The 18687-nt window shown below is 69.4% G+C and carries 20 protein-coding genes; 9 read left to right on the top strand and 11 right to left on the bottom strand.

Annotated elements, in window-relative coordinates; translation table 11 throughout:
• Positions 1-183: 183 nt before the first annotated feature.
• Positions 184-1398, top strand: a complete 1215-nt coding sequence (gene serB / locus OG430_RS37445) for a phosphoserine phosphatase SerB (protein ID WP_327357107.1) — start codon at positions 184-186, stop codon at positions 1396-1398.
• A 90-nt stretch (positions 1399-1488) separates the two neighbouring features.
• Here the strand turns inward: serB and OG430_RS37440 are convergent, their stop codons facing one another.
• The 4 genes from OG430_RS37440 to OG430_RS37425 all read right to left on the bottom strand — a co-directional run bounded on the left by OG430_RS37440 (position 1489) and on the right by OG430_RS37425 (position 4003).
• On the bottom strand, positions 1489-2007 hold the full coding sequence (locus OG430_RS37440) for a SixA phosphatase family protein (protein ID WP_327357106.1): 519 nt from the start codon (positions 2005-2007) through the stop codon (positions 1489-1491).
• A 134-nt stretch (positions 2008-2141) separates the two neighbouring features.
• Complete coding sequence (locus OG430_RS37435; protein WP_327357104.1) at positions 2142-2357, bottom strand: hypothetical protein; 216 nt, start codon at positions 2355-2357, stop codon at positions 2142-2144.
• A 181-nt stretch (positions 2358-2538) separates the two neighbouring features.
• The gene (locus OG430_RS37430) at positions 2539-2655 is read right to left on the bottom strand and encodes an SGM_5486 family transporter-associated protein (RefSeq protein ID WP_327357103.1); all 117 of its coding nucleotides are present in this window, start codon (positions 2653-2655) and stop codon (positions 2539-2541) included.
• Between the two features lie 43 nt (positions 2656-2698).
• The gene (locus OG430_RS37425; protein ID WP_327357102.1) at positions 2699-4003 is read right to left on the bottom strand and encodes a CynX/NimT family MFS transporter; all 1305 of its coding nucleotides are present in this window, start codon (positions 4001-4003) and stop codon (positions 2699-2701) included.
• Positions 4004-4080: 77 nt separating this feature from the next.
• Here OG430_RS37425 and OG430_RS37420 point away from each other — a divergent pair, with 77 nt between their 5' ends.
• The gene (locus tag OG430_RS37420) at positions 4081-4758 is read left to right on the top strand and encodes a FadR/GntR family transcriptional regulator (RefSeq protein WP_327357100.1); all 678 of its coding nucleotides are present in this window, start codon (positions 4081-4083) and stop codon (positions 4756-4758) included.
• Positions 4759-4804: 46 nt separating this feature from the next.
• Here OG430_RS37420 and OG430_RS37415 read toward each other — a convergent pair whose 3' ends face one another.
• The 3 genes from OG430_RS37415 to fabG all read right to left on the bottom strand — a co-directional run bounded on the left by OG430_RS37415 (position 4805) and on the right by fabG (position 6959).
• Positions 4805-5176, bottom strand: coding sequence for a hypothetical protein (locus OG430_RS37415; protein ID WP_327357099.1), 372 nt, complete (start codon positions 5174-5176; stop codon positions 4805-4807).
• A gap of 293 nt (positions 5177-5469) precedes the next feature.
• Positions 5470-6237 (bottom strand): enoyl-ACP reductase FabI, encoded by a 768-nt coding sequence (gene fabI, locus OG430_RS37410; RefSeq protein WP_327357098.1) that lies wholly within the window; start codon positions 6235-6237, stop codon positions 5470-5472.
• Positions 6238-6242: 5 nt separating this feature from the next.
• Positions 6243-6959 carry a 3-oxoacyl-[acyl-carrier-protein] reductase gene (fabG, locus tag OG430_RS37405; protein WP_327357097.1) on the bottom strand — a complete coding sequence of 239 codons (717 nt, stop codon included), beginning with the start codon at positions 6957-6959 and terminating at the stop codon, positions 6243-6245.
• Positions 6960-7165: 206 nt separating this feature from the next.
• On the opposite strand from fabG, the gene OG430_RS37400 reads away from it, so the two are divergent.
• Genes OG430_RS37400 through tyrS form a run of 3 tightly spaced genes read left to right on the top strand, consistent with a single transcriptional unit; the run spans position 7166 to position 11407 of the window.
• Complete coding sequence (locus OG430_RS37400; RefSeq protein ID WP_327357096.1) at positions 7166-8689, top strand: TldD/PmbA family protein; 1524 nt, start codon at positions 7166-7168, stop codon at positions 8687-8689.
• Complete coding sequence (locus tag OG430_RS37395) at positions 8686-10080, top strand: metallopeptidase TldD-related protein (RefSeq protein WP_327357095.1); 1395 nt, start codon at positions 8686-8688, stop codon at positions 10078-10080. The genes OG430_RS37400 and OG430_RS37395 overlap by 4 nt, the downstream gene beginning before the upstream one ends.
• 58 nt (positions 10081-10138) lie before the next feature.
• Positions 10139-11407, top strand: a complete 1269-nt coding sequence (gene tyrS, locus OG430_RS37390; protein WP_327357094.1) for a tyrosine--tRNA ligase — start codon at positions 10139-10141, stop codon at positions 11405-11407.
• A gap of 65 nt (positions 11408-11472) precedes the next feature.
• Here the strand turns inward: tyrS and OG430_RS37385 are convergent, their stop codons facing one another.
• Positions 11473-11751, bottom strand: a complete 279-nt coding sequence (locus OG430_RS37385; protein ID WP_327357093.1) for a GlsB/YeaQ/YmgE family stress response membrane protein — start codon at positions 11749-11751, stop codon at positions 11473-11475.
• 213 nt (positions 11752-11964) lie between these two features.
• Here OG430_RS37385 and OG430_RS37380 point away from each other — a divergent pair, with 213 nt between their 5' ends.
• Positions 11965-12348: a DUF3099 domain-containing protein gene (locus OG430_RS37380; RefSeq protein ID WP_327357092.1), complete on the top strand. Its 384-nt coding sequence runs from the start codon at positions 11965-11967 to the stop codon at positions 12346-12348.
• 250 nt (positions 12349-12598) lie between these two features.
• Positions 12599-12829 (top strand): hypothetical protein, encoded by a 231-nt coding sequence (locus tag OG430_RS37375; protein WP_327359393.1) that lies wholly within the window; start codon positions 12599-12601, stop codon positions 12827-12829.
• Between the two features lie 214 nt (positions 12830-13043).
• Here OG430_RS37375 and moaA read toward each other — a convergent pair whose 3' ends face one another.
• The 3 genes from moaA to OG430_RS37360 all read right to left on the bottom strand — a co-directional run bounded on the left by moaA (position 13044) and on the right by OG430_RS37360 (position 16178).
• Positions 13044-14036, bottom strand: a complete 993-nt coding sequence (gene moaA, locus OG430_RS37370; protein ID WP_327357091.1) for a GTP 3',8-cyclase MoaA — start codon at positions 14034-14036, stop codon at positions 13044-13046.
• Positions 14037-14190: 154 nt separating this feature from the next.
• A complete protein-coding gene (locus tag OG430_RS37365) occupies positions 14191-15813 on the bottom strand; it encodes a solute symporter family protein (RefSeq protein WP_327357090.1) in 1623 nt (540 codons plus the stop codon).
• Complete coding sequence (locus OG430_RS37360) at positions 15810-16178, bottom strand: DUF485 domain-containing protein (protein WP_327357089.1); 369 nt, start codon at positions 16176-16178, stop codon at positions 15810-15812. The genes OG430_RS37365 and OG430_RS37360 overlap by 4 nt, the downstream gene beginning before the upstream one ends.
• A 327-nt stretch (positions 16179-16505) precedes the next feature.
• Between OG430_RS37360 and OG430_RS37355 the strand changes: the two genes are divergently transcribed.
• Together OG430_RS37355 and OG430_RS37350 are read left to right on the top strand one after the other, a co-directional pair.
• Positions 16506-18041 (top strand): S8 family peptidase, encoded by a 1536-nt coding sequence (locus OG430_RS37355; RefSeq protein ID WP_327357088.1) that lies wholly within the window; start codon positions 16506-16508, stop codon positions 18039-18041.
• Between the two features lie 120 nt (positions 18042-18161).
• Entirely contained in the window at positions 18162-18683 is a 522-nt protein-coding gene (locus OG430_RS37350) for a hypothetical protein (RefSeq protein WP_327357087.1), read from the top strand.
• The last annotated feature ends 4 nt before the right edge of the window (positions 18684-18687 follow it).

Here is an 18687-nt window from a genome sequence, read left to right as displayed (position 1 = left end):
CCCCGCCCCGCCCCTTCCCGAAAGTCCTGCGGACGGCCTGGGGCTTCGCCCCTAGACCCCCGAATCGGCCTTCGGCCTCTGTCCTCAAACGCCGGACGGGCTGATTTGAAGGGAAGCGCGGAGCGTCCGGCACGCGGGACAGGTCGTCGAACGTTCATCTGTGCCCGATACGGTGGGGGCACCATGAGCGCATCTCAGCCCCCTCAGCATGCCGATGTCCCCACTCTTCTCGTAAAGATCTTCGGTAAGGACCGGCCCGGCATCACCGCCGGGCTCTTCGACACCCTCGCCGCCTTCTCCGTGGACGTAGTGGACCTGGAGCAGGTGGTCACGCGGGGGCGCATGGTGTTGTGCGCGCTCGTCACCGCGCCGCCCGCCGGGTACGAGGGCGAGCTGCGGGCCACCGTGCACAGCTGGGCCGAATCCCTGAAGCTGCAGGCCGAGGTCATGTCCGGCATAGGGGACAACAGGCCGCGTGGCGAAGGCCGTTCGCACGTCACCGTGCTCGGGCATCCACTCACCGCCGAGTCGACCGCCGCGATCGCCGCCTGCATCACCGGGACCGGCGGCAACATCGACCGGATCTTCCGGCTCGCCAAGTACCCGGTCACCGCGGTCGAGTTCACCGTGTCCGGTGCGGAGACCGAGCCGCTGCGCACCGCGCTGGCCACGGAGGCCGCCGCCCGTGGCGTCGATGTCGCCGTGGTCTCGGCCGGGCTGCACCGGCGTGCCCAGCGGCTGATCGTCATGGATGTCGACTCGACCCTGATCCAGGACGAGGTCATCGAGCTGTTCGCCGCCCATGCCGGCTGCGAGGACAAGGTCGCCGAGGTGACCGCGGCGGCGATGCGCGGAGAGCTGGACTTCGAGCAGTCGCTGCACGCGCGCGTGGCGCTGCTCGAAGGGCTCGACGCCTCGGTGGTCGACAAGGTCCGCAGCGAGGTGCGGCTCACGCCCGGCGCCCGCACCCTGATCCGTACGCTGAAGCGCCTCGGCTACCAAGTGGGCGTCGTCTCGGGCGGGTTCACGCAGGTCACGGACGATCTGATGGAGCGGCTCGGGCTGGACTTCGCCCATGCCAACACCCTGGAGATCGTGAACGGCAAGCTCACCGGCAAGGTCACCGGCGACATCGTCGACCGCGCGGGCAAGGCCCGTCTCCTGCGCCGCTTCGCGGACGAGGCGGGGGTGCCGCTGGAGCAGACGGTCGCGATCGGCGACGGCGCCAATGACCTCGACATGCTGAACGCGGCCGGTCTCGGGGTCGCCTTCAACGCCAAGCCGGTGGTGCGCGAGGCCGCGCACACCGCAGTGAACTTCCCCTTCCTGGACACCGTGTTGTATCTGCTCGGCGTCACGCGCGAAGAGGTCGAGCTGGCGGACACGCACAGCGACTGACCGGCCGCCGCTGTCGTACGTAAGGAGGGTCCCGGTGCCGCTGCGGCGCCGGGACCCTCCGTCGCGTACAAGGTGGATGAACCAGATGAACTACTCGTGCGGAGCCCAGAAGTCGAAGAGGGTGGCCACTCCCGGCTCCAGCCCCTTCCAGGAGCCGGCGAACGACAGCATCGCGATCGCCGACGTCGGGAAGCCGCGCCGTTCCATCCGGGTCTGCGCGTCGCCCTCGGCGCTGCCCGCGAGGACGTCGGCGAGGCCCTGCATGCCGGGGTTGTGGCCGATGAGGAGGACGTCGGAGACGTCGTCCTGAGTTTCGTTGAGCACGGCGATCAGCTCGCCCGGCGAGGCCTCGTACAGCCGCTCGTCATAGACGGTGCGCGGGCGCTCGGGCAGTTCCTGGACGGCCAGCTTCCAGGTCTCGCGGGTGCGCTCCGCGGTGGAGCAGAGGGCCAGATCGAAGGCGATGCCGGAAGCAGCCAGTCTGCGCCCTGCGACGGGAGCATCCTTGCGGCCGCGCTCGGCGAGCGGTCGCTCGTGGTCGGACACCTGGGGCCAGTCGGCCTTCGCATGCCTCAGTAGGACGATTCTGCGGGGTGCTTCGACACTCATGCGTTCCAGCTTCGCATGAAACGCGCCAACGGGCGCAAGGAGTTGACGGGGTCTGCCCCTATGGGTGACCGGTGGGTGGCCAGTCGTTCGAGCGCTCCCGAAAACGGCCGACGAGGCAGCGGTCAGACAGGCTCTCAGGGAGCCTGGAACAGCAGGGATTCCTGTACGCGGTCGAAGAAGTCCGCCACCCCGGGGTGACCGCTCGCGGCCTGTGCCTCGGCCGGGTTGAGGATCAGCATGAGGAGCACCACGAAGGCGATCGTGGGCAGCGCGACCGCCCACCACGGCAGCTTGACCTCTACGCTGCCTCGCGACTGCTCCGGGGACCGGGTGTGCGTGCGGGCCGGCATGGTCGCCTCCGTGGCGTTTCGAGAGCGGGGCACCGCGAGAGTTCGCGGTACTTCTCGAACGTACGGAATCGGCGGCCCTCAACCCATCCGGAGATCCACCCACTTACCCCTGACACTGACCCCCTAGGGGATGGGGGGCTAACCCCACCATCGCCGAAGACGGACCGGTCAGCGGCGGGCGTCAGGGTGAGGCGATGGACGCGACGATGCCGATGATCACGGTGATGGCCAGCATCGCGCCGAGCACGATCATCAGCTTCTTCTGGCCGTTCTGGGGGTTCGGGTCAAGCACAGGCATGCGGTCAGTCTCGCACCCTTTGCCCGCTGTGCGACCCGGGGGGTCAATTGGCCCCGCGGGCAGCGCACTCGTCCTCGATCGTGCGGTTGCGGCCGGCCAGGACGCCGACCACGATCTGCGGCACCAGGATGGCGCCCATCAGCGCGATGGGCAGCGTCCAGCCGCCGCTGTGCTGGTAGAGCACGCCGACGAGGAGCGGGCCCGGGATCGACAGCAGATAGCCGGTGCTCTGCGCGAAGGCGGACAGCTTGACCACGCCGGTCCCGGTCCTGGAGCGCATGCCGACCATCGTGAGGGCGAGCGGGAACGAACAGTTGGAGACGCCGAGCAGCAGCGCCCACACCCACGCGCCGCCGGCCGGCGCGAGGTAGAGCCCCGCATAGCCGATCAGCCCGCACACGCCGAGCGCCGCGGCGATCGGGCCCTGGTGCTTCATCCGCGCGGCCATGCGCGGGATGACGAAGGACAGAGGTACGCCCACCGCCATGGTCACGGCGAGCAGCACGCCCGCGGTGGACGGGGACACCCCGGCGTCGCGGAAGATCTGCGGCATCCAGCCCATCGTGATGTACGCGCCCGTGGCCTGGAGCCCGAAGTAGACGGCGAGCGCCCACGCGGTACGGCTGCGGGTGATGCGCAGCCCGTCGGTCGCCGCGGCGGCGGTCGGGGCGGCGCTCGCGGTGGGGCCCGCACCCCGGTCGCGTACGAGCGGAATCCACGGCAGTACGGCGGCCACGGCGAGCACCGCCCACACCGCGAGCCCGGTCTCCCACTTGCCGCCGAGGGCGTCCGTGAGCGGCACCGTGACGGCGGCCGCGGCGGAGGTGCCGAGGGCGAGGGCCATCGAGTAGAGGCCGGTCATCGAGCCGACCCGGTCCGGGAACCAGCGCTTGACGATCACCGGCATCAGGACGTTGCTGACCGCGATGCCCATCAGCGCGAGCGCGCTGGCCGCCAGGAATCCGGCCGTGCCGCCCATGAAGGGCCGGATCAGCAGGCCCGCGGTGATCGCGACCATGCCGGCGCAGACCACGGCGGCCGGGCCGAAGCGGCGTGCGAGGCGGGGCGCCATCACGCCGAACGCGGCGAAGCACAACGGCGGTACGGAGGTGAGCAGTCCGGCGACGCTGCCGCTCATGCCGAGCCCGTCGCGGACCTCTTCGAGGAGGGCGCCGAGGCTGGTGATGGCGGGGCGCAGATTGAGGGCGGCCAGGACGATCCCGACGACGACCAGGCGCGTCAGCCACGCGCGCGTGGCGGGCGGTTCGACCGCGGCGCCTGCGCTTGACGCGTGTATCCGGGGCGGGGTGGTTGTCTGGAGTTCCTCACTGGCCATGGGCACCATCATAGAATCATGGGATGATTGGTTGTCCAGTCGGTCGCGAAGTCGAGCCCGTTCCTGTTCCGAACCGTTGAAGGAAGCCCATGGCCCTCACGTCCCCCCGGCGCTCCGCCCTTGCCGACCAGGTCATCGCCGAGCTGCGGAATCAGATCACTTCCGGCGAGTGGCCGGTCGGCACCCGCATTCCCACGGAGCCGGAGCTGGTCGAGCAGCTGGGCGTCGCGCGCAACACCGTGCGTGAGGCGGTGCGGGCACTCGCGCACAACGGGCTCCTGGACATCCGGCAGGGCTCGGGCACATACGTCGTGGCGACCAGTGAGCTGGCCGGTGTGATGCACCGCCGGTTCGCCGACGCCGACCCCCGGCACATCGCGGAGCTGCGCTCGACGCTGGAGTCCAGGGCGGCGCAGCTGGCGGCCGAGCGGCGCACCGAGCGCGAGCTGAAGCAGTTGGACGCGCTGCTCGTACGGCGCGAGGAGGCCTGGACGGCCCGGGAACGGGACGCCTTCATCGAGGCCGATGCCACCTTCCACCTGGCGGTGGTCGCGGCGGCGCACAACGACGTCCTCACGGAGCTCTACGCGGACCTGGGCGACGTCCTGCGGGCGTGGCTGCGGGACGACGTGGACGAGGAGCTCAGCCCCGAGACGCACATGGACCACGGGCGGCTCGTCGACGCGATCCGCGACGGCGACGCGGCGGCGGCCGCGGCCGAGGCGGGCGGCTATCCGTTCATGTGCCGGCCCGAGCTCTTCACGTAGTTCGGGCCGAGGGAAGTCGGGCCAAGGGCGGTCGGCCGGGGACGGGTCAGACCGGGCTGTGGCTCACCCAGACCGTGCCGATCTCCTTCCAGCACCGGCCGCTGAGGCGCACGGTCATCGACGGGCCGACCTCGACGTCCTTCGCGTCCGAGTCGATGTCCCACCACTGCTCGCACTCCACGTGCAGCCGGACCCGGTCCGTCTCCGGGTATGGGTTGTGGCAGTACGCGACCACCTGCGAGCCCGACACATCGGTGCGGCACACCGCGCCGAAGGGCCGGGGAGCGGGATCGGGCGCCACGCGCGCGTGGCGGTGGGTGACCGCCGCGGAGGCCTGCGGAGCGGTGTCGTACGGGAGGACCGCGAGCAGGAACAGACCGCCGGCCAGCATCGGGGCGAACCGCCGTGTCCTGCGCACCTGGGACCTCCTCGGCCGTACTGCGGCAAGGCGGAAGTCGGCCGCCGCGGCTGCACCACAAGGGGGGAACTGGCTTCCAGGATGCGCAGTTTGAGCTGTGCCTGCCCGGCCAGGGGGCCGAATGGGCGACTGCAGACAATCACCCTCCACGGTCCGCAACCATCAATTGAGAACCCCGACGGCGACCAGCCAGGTCCGCGAGAGCGGCGCCGGTTTAGGCGCAAAAAGCAGCCGCCCCGGTCCCCCGCGAGATGCGGGGAACCGGGGCGTCGGCCGCGTAGAACTACAGGCGCTCAGGCACCCACGGCGTGCAGACCGCCGTCGACGTGGATGATCTCGCCGGTGGTCTTCGGGAACCAGTCCGACAGGAGCGCCACGACGCCCTTGCCCGCGGGCTCCGGGTCGGCGAGGTCCCACTCCAGCGGGGAGCGGTTGTCCCACACCGACGCGAGCTCCGAGAAGCCCGGGATGGACTTCGCGGCCATCGAGCCGATCGGGCCCGCCGAGATGAGGTTGCAGCGGATGTTCTGCTTGCCCAGGTCACGGGCCATGTAGCGGGAGGTCGCCTCGAGGGCGGCCTTGGCCGGGCCCATCCAGTCGTACTGCGGCCAGGCGTACTGCGCGTCGAAGGTGAGGCCGACGACCGAGCCGCCCTCGTTCATCAGCGGCAGGCAGGCCATGGTCAGCGACTTCAGGGAGAACGCCGAGATGTGCATGGCCGTGGCGACGGACTCGAACGGCGTGTTCAGGAAGTTGCCGCCGAGCGCGTCCTGCGGGGCGAAGCCGATGGAGTGGACGACGCCGTCCAGGCCGCCGAGCTCGTCACGGACCAGGCCTTCGAGGCGGGCGAGGTGCTCGTCGTTGGAGACGTCCAGCTCGATGACCTTGGCAGGCTTGGGCAGCTTCTTGGCGATGCGCTCGGTGAGCGTGGGCCGCGGGAAGGCGGTGAGGATGATCTCCGCGCCCTGCTCCTGCGCCAGCTTGGCGGTGTGGAAGGCGATGGACGACTCCATGAGCACACCGCTGATCAGGATGCGCTTGCCGTCGAGAATTCCGCTCATGGTTGTCAGTGACCCATGCCCAATCCGCCGTCAACGGGGATGACGGCACCAGTGATGTACGAAGCGTTGTCGGAGGCGAGGAACTGGACCGCCGCGGCGATCTCCTCCGGCTGCGCATAACGGCCGAGCGGCACCTGGGACACGATGGCCTTCTGCTGCTCGTCCGTGAGCGCCTTGGTCATGTCGGTGTCGACAAAACCGGGCGCGACTACGTTGAAAGTGATGTTCCGCGACCCGAGCTCACGGGCAAGGGAACGCGCGAAGCCGACCAGGCCCGCCTTGGAGGCGGCGTAGTTGGCCTGGCCCGCGGAGCCGAGCAGACCGACCACCGAGGAGATCAGCACGACGCGGCCCTTCTTGGCGCGCAGCATGCCGCGGTTGGCGCGCTTCACGACACGGAAGGCGCCGGTGAGGTTGGTGTCGAGGACGGACGTGAAGTCGTCCTCGGACATGCGCATCAGGAGCTGGTCCTTGGTGACACCCGCATTGGCGACCAGGACCTCGACGGGACCGTGCTTGTCCTCGATCTCCTTGTAGGCCTGCTCCACCTGCTCGGTGTCGGTGATGTCGCACTTGACGGCCAGGAGCCCTGCTTTTTCGAGCTCAGCGGGGTCACCCGAGCGGTACGTGATCGCGACCTTGTCGCCGGTTTCGGCGAAAGCGCGGGCGATGGCGAGGCCGATGCCCCGGTTTCCTCCGGTGACGAGAACCGAGCGGCTCAACGGATCACCCTTTCGATGTGCGGTCAGGTATCTCGAAAACCTATCGGTACCGGGCCGCTGTCGGAGAATCGGGCACCGACAGTGGGACCGAGCAGTCACTGTCGGGTCCCTACAGAAAGCTCTGGCCCCGGCCCCCCTGCCCGCGACATGATCGACCCTGATCAGGTCGCTTTCCGGAAAGCCGACTGAGCCGACAGGAGACATCTGTGCCTCATTCCATCGACGAAGCCTTCACGGCGTTGCCCCTGCGGGCCCTCGCCGACGCGGCGCTGGCCCGCGCGCGGGCGCTGGGCGCCGACCACGCGGACTTCCGCTTCGAGCGGGTACGCAGCGCGGCCTGGCGGCTGCGGGACGCGCGGCCCTCCGGGTCGTCCGACACCACGGATCTGGGGTACGCGGTCCGGGTGGTGCACGGCGGGACCTGGGGGTTCGCCTCCGGGGTCGATCTGACGATGGACGCCGCGGCGAAGGTCGCGAGCCAGGCCGTGGCGATGGCCAAGCTGTCGGCCCAGGTGATCGCGGCGGCCGGGTCCGACGAGCGGGTGGAGCTCGCGGCCGAGCCCGCGCATGCGGACAAGACCTGGATCTCGGCGTACGAGATCAATCCCTTCGAGGTGCCGGACGAGGAGAAGACCGGGCTGCTGAGCGAGTGGAGCTCGCGGCTGCTCGGGGCCGACGGGGTCGCGCATGTCGACGCCTCGCTCCTGACGGTGCAGGAGAACAAGTTCTACGCGGACACCTCGGGCACCGTCACCACGCAGCAGCGGGTCCGCCTTCACCCGCAGCTCACCGCGGTCGCCGTGGACGCGACCACCGGCGAGTTCGACTCGATGCGGACCATCGCGCCGCCGGTCGGCCGGGGCTGGGAGTACCTGACCGGGTCGGTGTGGGACTGGGACGCGGAGCTCGCGCAGATCCCCGACTTCCTGGCCGAGAAGATGCGGGCGCCGAGCGTCGAGGCGGGGGCGTACGACCTGGTCGTCGACCCGTCCAACCTGTGGCTGACCATCCACGAGTCGATCGGGCACGCCACCGAGCTGGACCGGGCCCTCGGCTACGAGGCGGCGTACGCGGGCACCTCCTTCGCGACGTTCGACCAGCTCGGGAAGCTCAAGTACGGCTCCGAGATCATGAACGTCACCGGTGACCGCACCGCCGAGCACGGCCTCGCGACCGTCGGGTACGACGACGAGGGCGTCGAGGGCCAGTCCTGGGACCTGGTGAAGGACGGCACCCTGGTCGGCTATCAGCTGGACCGGCGCATCGCGAAGCTCACCGGCTTCGAGCGCTCCAACGGCTGCGCCTTCGCCGACTCCCCCGGCCATGTGCCCGTGCAGCGGATGGCGAACGTGTCGCTGCAGCCGGCGCCCGACGGCCCTTCGACGGACGAGCTGATCTCCGGGGTCGACCGCGGCATCTACGTCGTCGGCGACCGCTCGTGGTCGATCGACATGCAGCGCTACAACTTCCAGTTCACCGGCCAGCGCTTCTTCAAGATCGAGAACGGCCGGCTCGCCGGGCAGCTGCGCGACGTGGCGTACCAGGCGACGACCACGGACTTCTGGGGCTCGATGGCGGCGGTCGGCGGTCCGGAGACGTACGTCCTCGGTGGCGCGTTCAACTGCGGCAAGGCCCAGCCCGGGCAGGTCGCCGCGGTCTCGCACGGCTGCCCGTCCGCGCTCTTCCAGGGCGTCAACATTCTCAACACCACGCAGGAGGCCGGGCGATGAGCTCTCGTACACCCAAGCCGCACGAGATCGTCGAGCGTGCCCTCGAGCTGTCGCAGGCCGACGGGTGCGTCGTCATCGCGGACGAGGAGTCGACCGCCAATCTGCGCTGGGCGGGCAATGCGCTCACCACGAACGGCGTCACGCGCGGGCGCACGCTGACCGTGATCGCGACGGTCGACGGCAAGGAGGGCACCGCTTCCGGCGTCGTGTCCCGCTCCGCCGTCACCACGGACGACCTGGAGTCCCTGGTACGCGCCGCCGAGGCGGCCGCCCGGGGTGCCGAGCCCGCCGAGGACGCGCAGCCGCTGGCCACGGGGGTAGCCGCGGCGCCGGACTTCACGGACGCGCCCGCCGAGACCTCGTCCGCCGTCTTCGCGGACTTCGCCCCGGCGCTCGGCGAGGCCTTCGCCCGCGCACGCGACGGTGGGCGTGAGCTGTACGGCTTCGCCAACCACGAGATGACTTCCAGTTATCTCGGTACGTCGACGGGTCTGCGGCTCCGTCATGACCAGCCCAACGGCACGCTCGAGATCAACGCCAAGTCGCCGGACCGCAAGCGTTCGGCCTGGGCGGGCCGGTCCACGCGGGACTTCAAGGACGTGGACCCGGCGGCCCTGGACGCGGAGCTGGCGACGCGGCTGGGCTGGGCCGAGCGGCGGATCGACCTGCCGGCCGGGCGGTACGAGACGCTGCTGCCGCCGACCGCGGTGGCGGACCTGCTGATCTACCAGTACCGGTCGGCCTCGGCCCGGGACGCCGCCGAGGGGCGGACCGTCTTCAGCAAGCCGGGCGGTGGCACCAAGGTCGGCGACAAGCTGTCCGAGCTGCCGCTCACCCTGCGCAGCGACCCGAACGAGCCGGGCCTGGAGTCCGCGCCGTTCGTGCTCGCGCACTCCTCGGGCGGCGACTCCTCGGTCTTCGACAACGGCCTGCCGCTGACCCCGACGGACTGGATCCGGAACGGTGAGCTGGCCCACCTGATCACGTCCCGGCACAGCGCGAACCTGACCGGGCTCCCGGTCGCGCCCGCCCTGGACAACCTGATCCTGGAGGGCGGCGGCGAGCGGTCCCTGGAGGAGATGGTCGCGCACACCGAGCGCGGGCTGCTGCTCACCTGCCTCTGGTACATCCGCGAGGTCGACCCGGCGACGCTGCTCCTCACGGGGCTCACCCGGGACGGCGTCTACCTGGTCGAGAACGGCCAAGTGGTCGGCGAGGTCAACAACTTCCGGTTCAACGAGTCGCCGGTCGACCTGCTGAGCCGGGCCACCGAGGCGGGCCGCACGGAGAAGACGCTGCCGCGTGAGTGGGGCGACTACTTCACGCGGGCCGCGATGCCCGCGCTGCGCATCCCCGATTTCAATATGAGTTCGGTCAGCCAGGGCGTATAACCTCGTAGTCGGCTGCCCGCACGCAGTCACCAAGATCACCCAAGGAGATACGAGAACCGTGACGGACATCGTCGACGAGCTGAAGTGGCGCGGCCTTTTCGCCCAGTCCACTGATGAAGACGCACTGCGCAAGGCGCTCGCAGACGGTCCCGTCACGTATTACTGCGGCTTCGACCCGACCGCGGCGAGCCTGCACGTGGGTCACCTCGTGCAGGTCCTCACCCTGCGCCGGCTGCAGCAGGCCGGGCACAAGCCGCTCGCCCTCGTGGGCGGCGCGACCGGCCAGATCGGCGACCCCCGGCCGACCGCCGAGCGCACCTTGAACGACCCGGCGGTCATCGCCGAGTGGGTGGGCCGGCTTCGGGCGCAGATCGAACCGTTCCTGTCCTTCGAGGGCGAGAACGCCGCGCAGATGGTGAACAACCTGGACTGGACCGCGGGCATGTCCGCGATCGAGTTCCTGCGCGACATCGGCAAGCACTTCCGGGTCAACAAGATGCTCACCAAGGACTCGGTGGCCCGTCGCCTCGAGTCCCAGGAGGGCATCAGCTACACGGAGTTCAGCTACCAGCTCCTGCAGGGCATGGACTTCCTGGAGCTGTACCGGCGCTACGGCTGTGTCATCCAGCAGGGCGGCTCCGACCAGTGGGGCAACCTGACGGCGGGCATCGACCTGATCCACCGGATGCACCCGGAAGCCGTCGTGCACTGCTACTCGACGCCGCTGATGGTCAAGTCCGACGGCACCAAGTTCGGCAAGTCCGAGGGCGGCGCCATCTGGCTCGACCCGGAGATGACGACGCCGTACGCGTTCTACCAGTTCTGGCTGAACACGGACGACCGCGACATCTCGACGTACATGCGCATCCTCAGCTTCAAGTCCCGCGAGGAGCTGGAGGAGCTGGAGAAGCTCACCGAGGAGCGTCCTCAGGCCCGCTCGGCCCAGCGTGCGCTCGCCGAGGAGCTGACCGCCCTGGTGCACGGCGCCGACCAGTGCGCGGCGGTCATCGCCGCGTCGAAGGCGCTGTTCGGTCAGGGCGAGCTCGGTGACCTGGACGAGGCGACACTGGCGGCCGCCCTGTCCGAGCTGCCGCACGCGAAGGTGAGCGAGCTCGGAACCGTGGTGGACCTCCTCGCGGAGGTCGGCCTGGTGGCGAGCAAGTCGGCCGCGCGGCGCACGGTGAAGGAGGGCGGGGCGTACGTGAACAACGTGAAGGTCGCCGCCGAGGACGCCGTCGCCACCGGCGAGGAACTGCTGCACGGGCGCTGGCTGGTGCTGCGGCGCGGCAAGAAGAACCTGGCGGCGATCGAGGTCGTCGCGGGCTGATCACACGCATCGCATGCCGAAGGGGGCCGGTCACCATCGACCGGCCCCCTTCGGCGTACGCGCTGTCAGGTCATCTCGCGTTTGTTGCCCCGCACCATCTTGTAGACCAGGTCGCCGAGGAACACGAGCACCACCGCCGCGGCGATCTGCAGCGCGTGCCGACCCCAGTCGATGCCCTTGGTCTCGTCGATCCCGAAGGACGCGGCCAGCGAGTTGCCGGCGACGCCACCGATGATGCCGAGCACGGTGGTCAGCCACAGCGGCATGTGCTGCTTGCCGGGCAGGATCGCTTTCGCGAGCAGACCCAGCACAAAACCAACAATGATCGCCCACAACCAGCCCATGGCTGCCTCCTCGTACGGCTCGGGTGAGCAGTTAGGGCCAGTCTCTGTCCATCCGCCATACGGCGCATGTCGGGCACCGCCATACGCGGTACGGCGCAGGCCGTACGCGCAGGTGGGACGTGCCCCGGTCTCGTAGACGACGCAGGCCCGGCGTAACGTGTAAAGCGTTCGGGCCGGGGAGCGCCCGATACACAGGCGGGGCGGTGGATTGTGATGCGGAAGCAGCGCGCAGGCAGCCAAGCGGAGGTCTTCCGGATCACCGGGGCCAGGCAGGGGCTCACGGACGATGTCCGGGGCAGACAGCGCCGCTATGTGATTTCGATGTCGGTACGCACCCTCTCGGTGATCCTCGCCGCGACGCTGTGGAACGTCGAACGGCACGTCGCGATTGTCGCGCTCGTCCTCGGCGTGCTCCTCCCCTACGTCTCCGTGGTGATCGCCAACGCGGGCCGGGAGAACGTGCCTTCACTGCCGTCCACCTTCGTGCCCGCCCCCGGGCGGGCCATGCTCCCGCCGCCGGCGCGGCCGGCTCCGGCGGAATCCTCGGCGGAAGCGCCCTTCGTGGACGGTGCTGATCAGCGGCGGGACGGGAGCTGACCTGCACCGGTCTGCAAAGCTCAAGAAAAGCTCAGATCAATCATGTAGTTCCGGTGCCGGGCACCGGGTCCCCCGTGACATACTTCGTACGCGCTCCGCATCCCCCGTCGGAGCGACGGACCGACGCCGGGCAGCTCCCCCCGTGGCTGCTCGGCGTCGCCTTTTCTCCGGCCGGTTCCGGGCCGTTTGTGAGTGCGTTTTCCGGTCGGTTTGTGAGCGCGTTTAGGGTTGAGCCGTGAACCTTCCCGGCATGTCCCCCGAGTCCCCCGCCACCGCGCAGTGCTCCGCCAAGGGCTGCCGCACCGAAGCGGTGTGGGTCCTTGCCTGGAACAACCCGAAGCTGCACACGCCGGACCGGCGCAAGACCTGGCTGGCGTGCGAGGAACACCGCGAGCATCTCTCGCAGTTCCTGGGCGTACGCGGCTTCCTGAAGGACGTCGTGCCCTTGGCCGAATGGGATGCGGCGCAGGGCGCGAGCTAGCCGGGCAGTCGGCCGCGAGCCGGCCGAACGGCCGGCCTGCGGCCGCGGACTAGGGCGTGTCCGGCGGATCTTCGCGGAAGAGCCCGCGGCGTCTGGTGCGTGCTCTCGGCGTGCGCCCGGATCGCCCTCGTACTGGACGTACTTGGGTGATTCGGGCGTGCGGCGAGAGTGCGTGCCAGGCGTCGTGGGCCCGCGAAGATCCGCCGGACAGGCCCTAGCCGCCGATCGCCGACATCGGGCGGGCGGGCTGCAGGAACGACGGGTCGTCGAGGCCCGAGCCGGCCTTCTTGCCCCACATCGCCAGCTTCCAGAGCCGGGCGATCTCCTCGTCCGTGGAGTCCTCGGCCCGCAGCGCGGCCCGCAGGTCGGTCTCCTCGGTGGCGAACAGGCAGGTGCGGACCTGTCCGTCGGCGGTGAGCCGGGTGCGGTCGCAGGCGGCGCAGAACGGGCGGGTCACGGAGGCGATGACGCCCACCGTGTGCGGGCCGCCGTCCACCACCCAGCGCTCGGCCGGGGCGGAGCCGCGCTCGTCCTGGCCCTCCTCGGTGAGCGTGAAGCGGGTGCGCAGCGACTGCAGGATGTCACCGGCGGTGATCATGCCGTCGCGCTTCCAGCCGTGCTGGGCGTCCAGGGGCATCTGCTCGATGAACCGGAGCTCGTAGTCGTGCTCCACGGCCCAGGCCAGCAGGTCCGGGGCCTCGTCGGCGTTCAACCCCGGCATCAGTACGGCATTGACCTTGACCGGGGTGAGGCCGGCCTCACGGGCCGCGGCCATGCCGTCCAGGACGTCCTGGTGGCGGTCACGGCGGGTGAGGGTCTTGAAGACGTCCGGCCGCAGCGTGTCCAGGGAGACATTGACCCGGTCCAGGCCCGCGGCCTTCAGGGCCTGCGCGGTGCGCTTGAGGCCGATGCCATTGGTCGTCAGCGACATCTTGGGGCGGGGTTCGAGGGCCGCGCAGCGCTCGACGATCCCGACCAGGCCGGGCCTCAACAGCGGTTCGCCGCCGGTGAAGCGGACCTCGGTGATCCCGAGTTGGGTGACGGCGATGCGGACGAGCCGCACGATCTCGTCGTCGGTGAGCAGATCGGGCTTGGCCAGCCACTGCAGGCCCTCTTCGGGCATGCAGTACGTGCACCGCAGATTGCACCGGTCCGTCAGTGAAACCCGCAGGTCAGTGGCGACTCGGCCATAGGTGTCGATGAGCACGAGGCCCCCTCCCCGGTATGTGAGCGTCCGGATCAATACACATTCGAGACTACGTGACGCCACTGACAACGACAGCGCCCGATTCCCACGAGGAGCGGCGCGGCCGTGTCGTAGGGACCTACGACACGGCCGCGACCTGCGGTTCTGCCGATTCTCAGTGTGCTCCGGTACCCGTGAGCGAACGGACCTCAAGCTCCGCGTACTTCCCGGTATCGGGCTTCTCCTTCGACAGGACGGTGCCGAGCCAGCCGAGCAGGAAGCCCAGCGGGATGGAGATGAGGCCCGGGTTCTCCAGCGGGAACCAGTGGAAGTCGACGCCCTTGAACATGGACGTCTTCGGGTTTCCGGAGACGACCGGCGAGAACAGGACCAGGAACACCGAGGCGAACAGACCGCCGTAGATCGACCACAGCGCGCCCTGGGTGGTGAAGCGCTTCCAGAAGAGGCTGTAGAGGATCGTCGGCAGGTTGGCCGACGCGGCGACCGCGAAGGCCAGGGCCACCAGGCCCGCCACGTTCAGGTCGCGGGCGAAGATGCCGAGCACGATGGCCGCGCCGCCGATGAGGACGGTGGCGAGGCGGGCCGCGCGTACCTCTTCCTTCTCGGTGGCCTGCCCCTTGCGGATGACATTGGCGTAGATGTCGTGTGCGAAGGACGAGGACGAGGCCAGCGTCAGACCCGCCACGACGGCCAGGATGGTGGCGAAGGCGACCGCCGAGATCACGGCGAGCAGGATCGCGCCCCAGGCCGAGTCGGGTCCGCCGATCTCCAGGGCGAGCAGCGGGGCCGCCGTGTTGCCCGCCGGGTTGGACGCGGTGATCTTCTCCGGGCCGACGAGGGCCGCAGCGCCGAAGCCGAGGGCGATCGTCATCAGGTAGAAGGCGCCGATGATGCCGATCGCCCAGTTCACCGACTTACGCGCGGCCTTGGCGGTCGGCACGGTGTAGAAGCGGATCAGGATGTGCGGCAGGCCCGCGGTGCCCAGGACCAGGGCGATGCCGAGCGAGATGAAGTCCAGCTTGTGGGTGGCGTCGGCGCCGTACTTGAGGCCCGGTTCGAGGAACTTGGAGGGCGCGCTGCTCTTTTCGGCGGCCTGGCCGAGCAGGTCCGAGATGTTGAAGTTGAACTTCAGCAGTACCAGGAAGGTGATCAGGATGGTGCCCGCGATGAGCAGGACCGCCTTGACCATCTGCACCCAGGTGGTGCCCTTCATGCCGCCGATGGAGACGTACACGATCATCAGCACGCCGACGGCGGCCACGACCGCGATCTTCCCGGCGTCATTGGTGATCCCGAGGAGCAGCGAGACGAGGACGCCCGCGCCCGCCATCTGCGCGAGCAGATAGAAGATGGACACCACGATGGTGGAGGTGCCCGCGGCGGTGCGCACCGGACGCTGGCGCATGCGGTAGGCGAGGACGTCGCCCATCGTGTAGCGCCCGGAGTTGCGCAGCGGTTCGGCGACCAGGAGCAGCGCGACCAGCCAGGCCACCAGGAAGCCGATCGAGTACAGGAAGCCGTCGTAGCCGAAGAGCGCGATGGAGCCCGCGATGCCGAGGAACGACGCGGCGGACATGTAGTCGCCGGAGACCGCGAGGCCGTTCTGGAAGGCCGAGAACTGGCGGCCGCCCGCGTAGAAGTCGGCGGCGTCCTTGGTCTGGCGGCCGGCCCAGATCGTGATGATCAGGGTGGCCACCACGAAGAGCGCGAACAGCGAGATGATCAGCGGCCGGTGCTCGGTGGTCTCGGACGCCGCGAGGAGGACGTGCTGGCTCATGCTTCGGCCTCCATACGGGACTTGATCGCCTCGGCCTTGGGGTCGAGCTTGGCCGCGGCGTGCCGCGAGTAGAGCCAGGCGATGAGGAACGTCGTGACGAACTGCAGGATGCCGAAGACGAAGGCGACGTTGATGTTGCCGAACAGCTTCGTGCCCATGAAGCCGCCCGCGTAGTTGGACAGCAGCACGTACAGCAGGTACCAGGTGATGAACGCGATGGTCAGCGGGAAGGCGAAGGAGCGGTGCGCACGGCGCAGTTCGCCGAATTCAGGGCTCTCCTGCACCTCGAGGAACGCTTCCGTCGACGGCATCGCTCGAGCGCCGTCGGAACCGCCCTTCGACGGGGGTGGTACATCGGTGGCCACGGAATCTCCTAGGGACACAGGTGTGGCGGTGTTTGACATGCGACCTCACAGTGACGGGGATCACGTGAGTCGGGGTGATGCTAGGCCCTCGGGTACGTGATCCAACAGGGGGCTGATGCTTGCTTCTCCCCCTTGCAACCGCACGGCGGCGCGCACGTTCCGCCCAACGCCCCACCTTTTAGCCGGAAGTCATTGCCGGTCAGGGATCTTCAGCGCTAGTTTCGGCGGGAACTTGGCAGCATGTCCGCGAAGTTCCGCGACGTTCCGCCCGGGCACGACTTGTGTTCGGGCCCTTTTGGTTTTTTTACGGATGAAGTTGGAGATCCCATGACTCATCTGCGCTCCAGACACCGTCGCCTCGCCGCGCCGGTCGGTCTGGCGCTGGCTCTGTCGACGGCCGCCCTGGGTCTGCTCCCGGGCGCCGCGAACGCCGCTCCGCAGCAGGCCGCACCGGCCTCCGCTGCCGCGGCCGCCGAGGGCACGTTCGTCTACGCGGTCAACACCAAGACGGACCACAAGACGCTCCAGGCCGTGAAGAAGGCGATAGCCAAGGCCGACGGCTCCATAGTGGCCGCGTACGACCGAATAGGCGTGATCATCGTCAAGTCGGCGAACCCGTCGTTCGGCCCGCAGCTGCGCGCCGTCAAGGGTGTGCAGTCCGCGGGTGCGACCCACACCGCGCCGCTGAAGGCGGCGGGCACCACCGAGGTCGGCGCGCCCCAGATGGTGGACGCGCCGGCCGTGAGCACCAAGTCGGCCGCGGGCGACGCCGAGCCGATGGAAGCCGACCAGTGGGACCTGCGGGCGATCGGTGCCGACAAGGCAGCGAAGATCAACCCGGGCAGTTCCAAGGTCACCGTCGGCGTGATCGACACCGGTGTCGACGACACCCACCCGGACCTGGCGCCCAACTTCTCGGCGGCGCAGTCCGCCAACTGCGTGGGCGGCACGCCGGACACCTCCCCGGGGGCCTGGCGTCCGTACACCGTGGAGGACTACCACGGCACCCACGTGGCGGGCGAGATCGCGGCGGCGCGCAACAACATCGGCGTCGCCGGTGTGGCACCCGGCGTGAAGGTTGCCGGGATCAAGGTGAGCGACCCGAAGGACGGCCTCTTCTACCCGGAGAGCGTGGTCTGCGCCTTCGTGTTCGCGGCCGACAAGGGCATCGAGATCACCAACAACAGCTACTACGTGGACCCGTGGCTGTACAACTGCCTCGACGACCCGGACCAGAAGGCCATCGTCGACGCGGTCAACAGGGCCCAGCTGTACGCCAAGAGCAAGGGCACTCTGAACCTCGCCTCGGCGGGCAACTCCAACCACGACCTCGACTCGGACGCGATCGTGGACGACTCGAGCCCGGACGACGTCGAGACGCCCGTCACGCGGACGATCGACCCGCACAAGTGCTTCGACGTCCCGACCCAGCTGCCGGGTGTCGTCACGGTGAGCGCGACGGGCGTCAAGGGCGCCAAGTCGTACTACTCGACGTACGGGAACGGTGTCATCGACATCGCGGCCCCGGGCGGCGACAAGTACCAGATCCCGGACACCCCGTCGAAGAACGGGCGGATCCTGTCCACCATGCCGGAGGGCAAGTACGGCTACCTGCAGGGCACTTCGATGGCGTCCCCGCACGCCGCCGGTGTGGCCGCGCTGCTGAAGTCCACGTACCCGAAGGCCAGCCCGGCCATGCTGCAGGCGCTGCTCAAGGCGCAGGCGGACAACCCCGGTTGCCCGACCGAGCCGTACGACGGTGACGGCGACGGCGTCGTGGACGCGTGGTGCAAGGGCGGCAAGCGGATCAACGGCTTCTACGGCTTCGGTGTCGTGAACGCCCTGGACGCGGTCCGCAAGTAACGCAATGGCACGATGCACGGGCCGCCCTGTCCAGCGAGGGGCGGCCCGTGTTCGTCTTCCCGAGTCCCGTCCGAAGCCCTGCCCGAAGTCCTGTCCGAAGTCCTGTCCGGGGGAATCAGCATGTACCGCGACCCGTCCTGGGATCCGCTGCCCGTCCGGGGACCCGGTCGGCTGTGGCTCCAGTTCCTGCTCACCACGGTGTACGCGCCGGTGCACTGGGCCCTGTTCACGGTCCTCCTGCTGGCGGTCGTCGCGCTGGGCTTCGTGCTCGAACTGATCAGCTGGATACCCGGCGTGGAGGCGGGCCTGATGAAGCTGATCGACCTGCTGTTCAAGGTCTGCCCGCCGTGGCCGCGCTGGTTCGTGACCCTGCCGGAGCTGCGGCACGAGGGGGACACCGCGTTCTACCGGGCGCGCGTCGACCATCGACTGACGGCGTCCAAGCAGGCCGCCGACCCCAAGACCAGGGAAATCGACGTACCGCTGCGCAAGTACCGCGCGGTGGGCGCGGGTTACGTGGCGCACGCGGCCGCCGCGCACGGCTGGGAGCTGCACCCGGACACGCCGTACGACATACGGCGTGAGGTGAAGCTGCTCCGCCCGCCCCAGTGCGCGAGGCAGCCGGTCCAGGGTGCAGGCTAGGCGC

The sequence above is a fragment of the Streptomyces sp. NBC_01304 genome, assembly GCF_035975855.1.
In the GTDB taxonomy this organism is placed as follows: Bacteria; Actinomycetota; Actinomycetes; order Streptomycetales; family Streptomycetaceae; genus Streptomyces.
Note: the sequence above shows the minus strand (reverse complement) of the source record. Positions and strands in the feature narration are given on the sequence as shown.

What these genes read in the sequence shown, in the direction of transcription:
- serB (WP_327357107.1), top strand. Translation starts at nt 184, where the DNA reads ATGAGCGCATCTCAGCCCCCTCAGCATGCCGATGTCCCCACTCTTCTC.
- OG430_RS37440 (WP_327357106.1), bottom strand. Translation starts at nt 2,007, where the DNA reads ATGAGTGTCGAAGCACCCCGCAGAATCGTCCTACTGAGGCATGCGAAG.
- OG430_RS37435 (WP_327357104.1), bottom strand. Translation starts at nt 2,357, where the DNA reads ATGCCGGCCCGCACGCACACCCGGTCCCCGGAGCAGTCGCGAGGCAGC.
- OG430_RS37430 (WP_327357103.1), bottom strand. Translation starts at nt 2,655, where the DNA reads ATGCCTGTGCTTGACCCGAACCCCCAGAACGGCCAGAAGAAGCTGATG.
- OG430_RS37425 (WP_327357102.1), bottom strand. Translation starts at nt 4,003, where the DNA reads ATGATGGTGCCCATGGCCAGTGAGGAACTCCAGACAACCACCCCGCCC.
- OG430_RS37420 (WP_327357100.1), top strand. Translation starts at nt 4,081, where the DNA reads ATGGCCCTCACGTCCCCCCGGCGCTCCGCCCTTGCCGACCAGGTCATC.
- fabI (WP_327357098.1), bottom strand. Translation starts at nt 6,237, where the DNA reads ATGAGCGGAATTCTCGACGGCAAGCGCATCCTGATCAGCGGTGTGCTC.
- OG430_RS37395 (WP_327357095.1), top strand. Translation starts at nt 8,686, where the DNA reads ATGAGCTCTCGTACACCCAAGCCGCACGAGATCGTCGAGCGTGCCCTC.
- OG430_RS37385 (WP_327357093.1), bottom strand. Translation starts at nt 11,751, where the DNA reads ATGGGCTGGTTGTGGGCGATCATTGTTGGTTTTGTGCTGGGTCTGCTC.
- OG430_RS37380 (WP_327357092.1), top strand. Translation starts at nt 11,965, where the DNA reads ATGCGGAAGCAGCGCGCAGGCAGCCAAGCGGAGGTCTTCCGGATCACC.
- OG430_RS37375 (WP_327359393.1), top strand. Translation starts at nt 12,599, where the DNA reads ATGTCCCCCGAGTCCCCCGCCACCGCGCAGTGCTCCGCCAAGGGCTGC.
- OG430_RS37365 (WP_327357090.1), bottom strand. Translation starts at nt 15,813, where the DNA reads ATGAGCCAGCACGTCCTCCTCGCGGCGTCCGAGACCACCGAGCACCGG.
- OG430_RS37355 (WP_327357088.1), top strand. Translation starts at nt 16,506, where the DNA reads ATGACTCATCTGCGCTCCAGACACCGTCGCCTCGCCGCGCCGGTCGGT.
- OG430_RS37350 (WP_327357087.1), top strand. Translation starts at nt 18,162, where the DNA reads ATGTACCGCGACCCGTCCTGGGATCCGCTGCCCGTCCGGGGACCCGGT.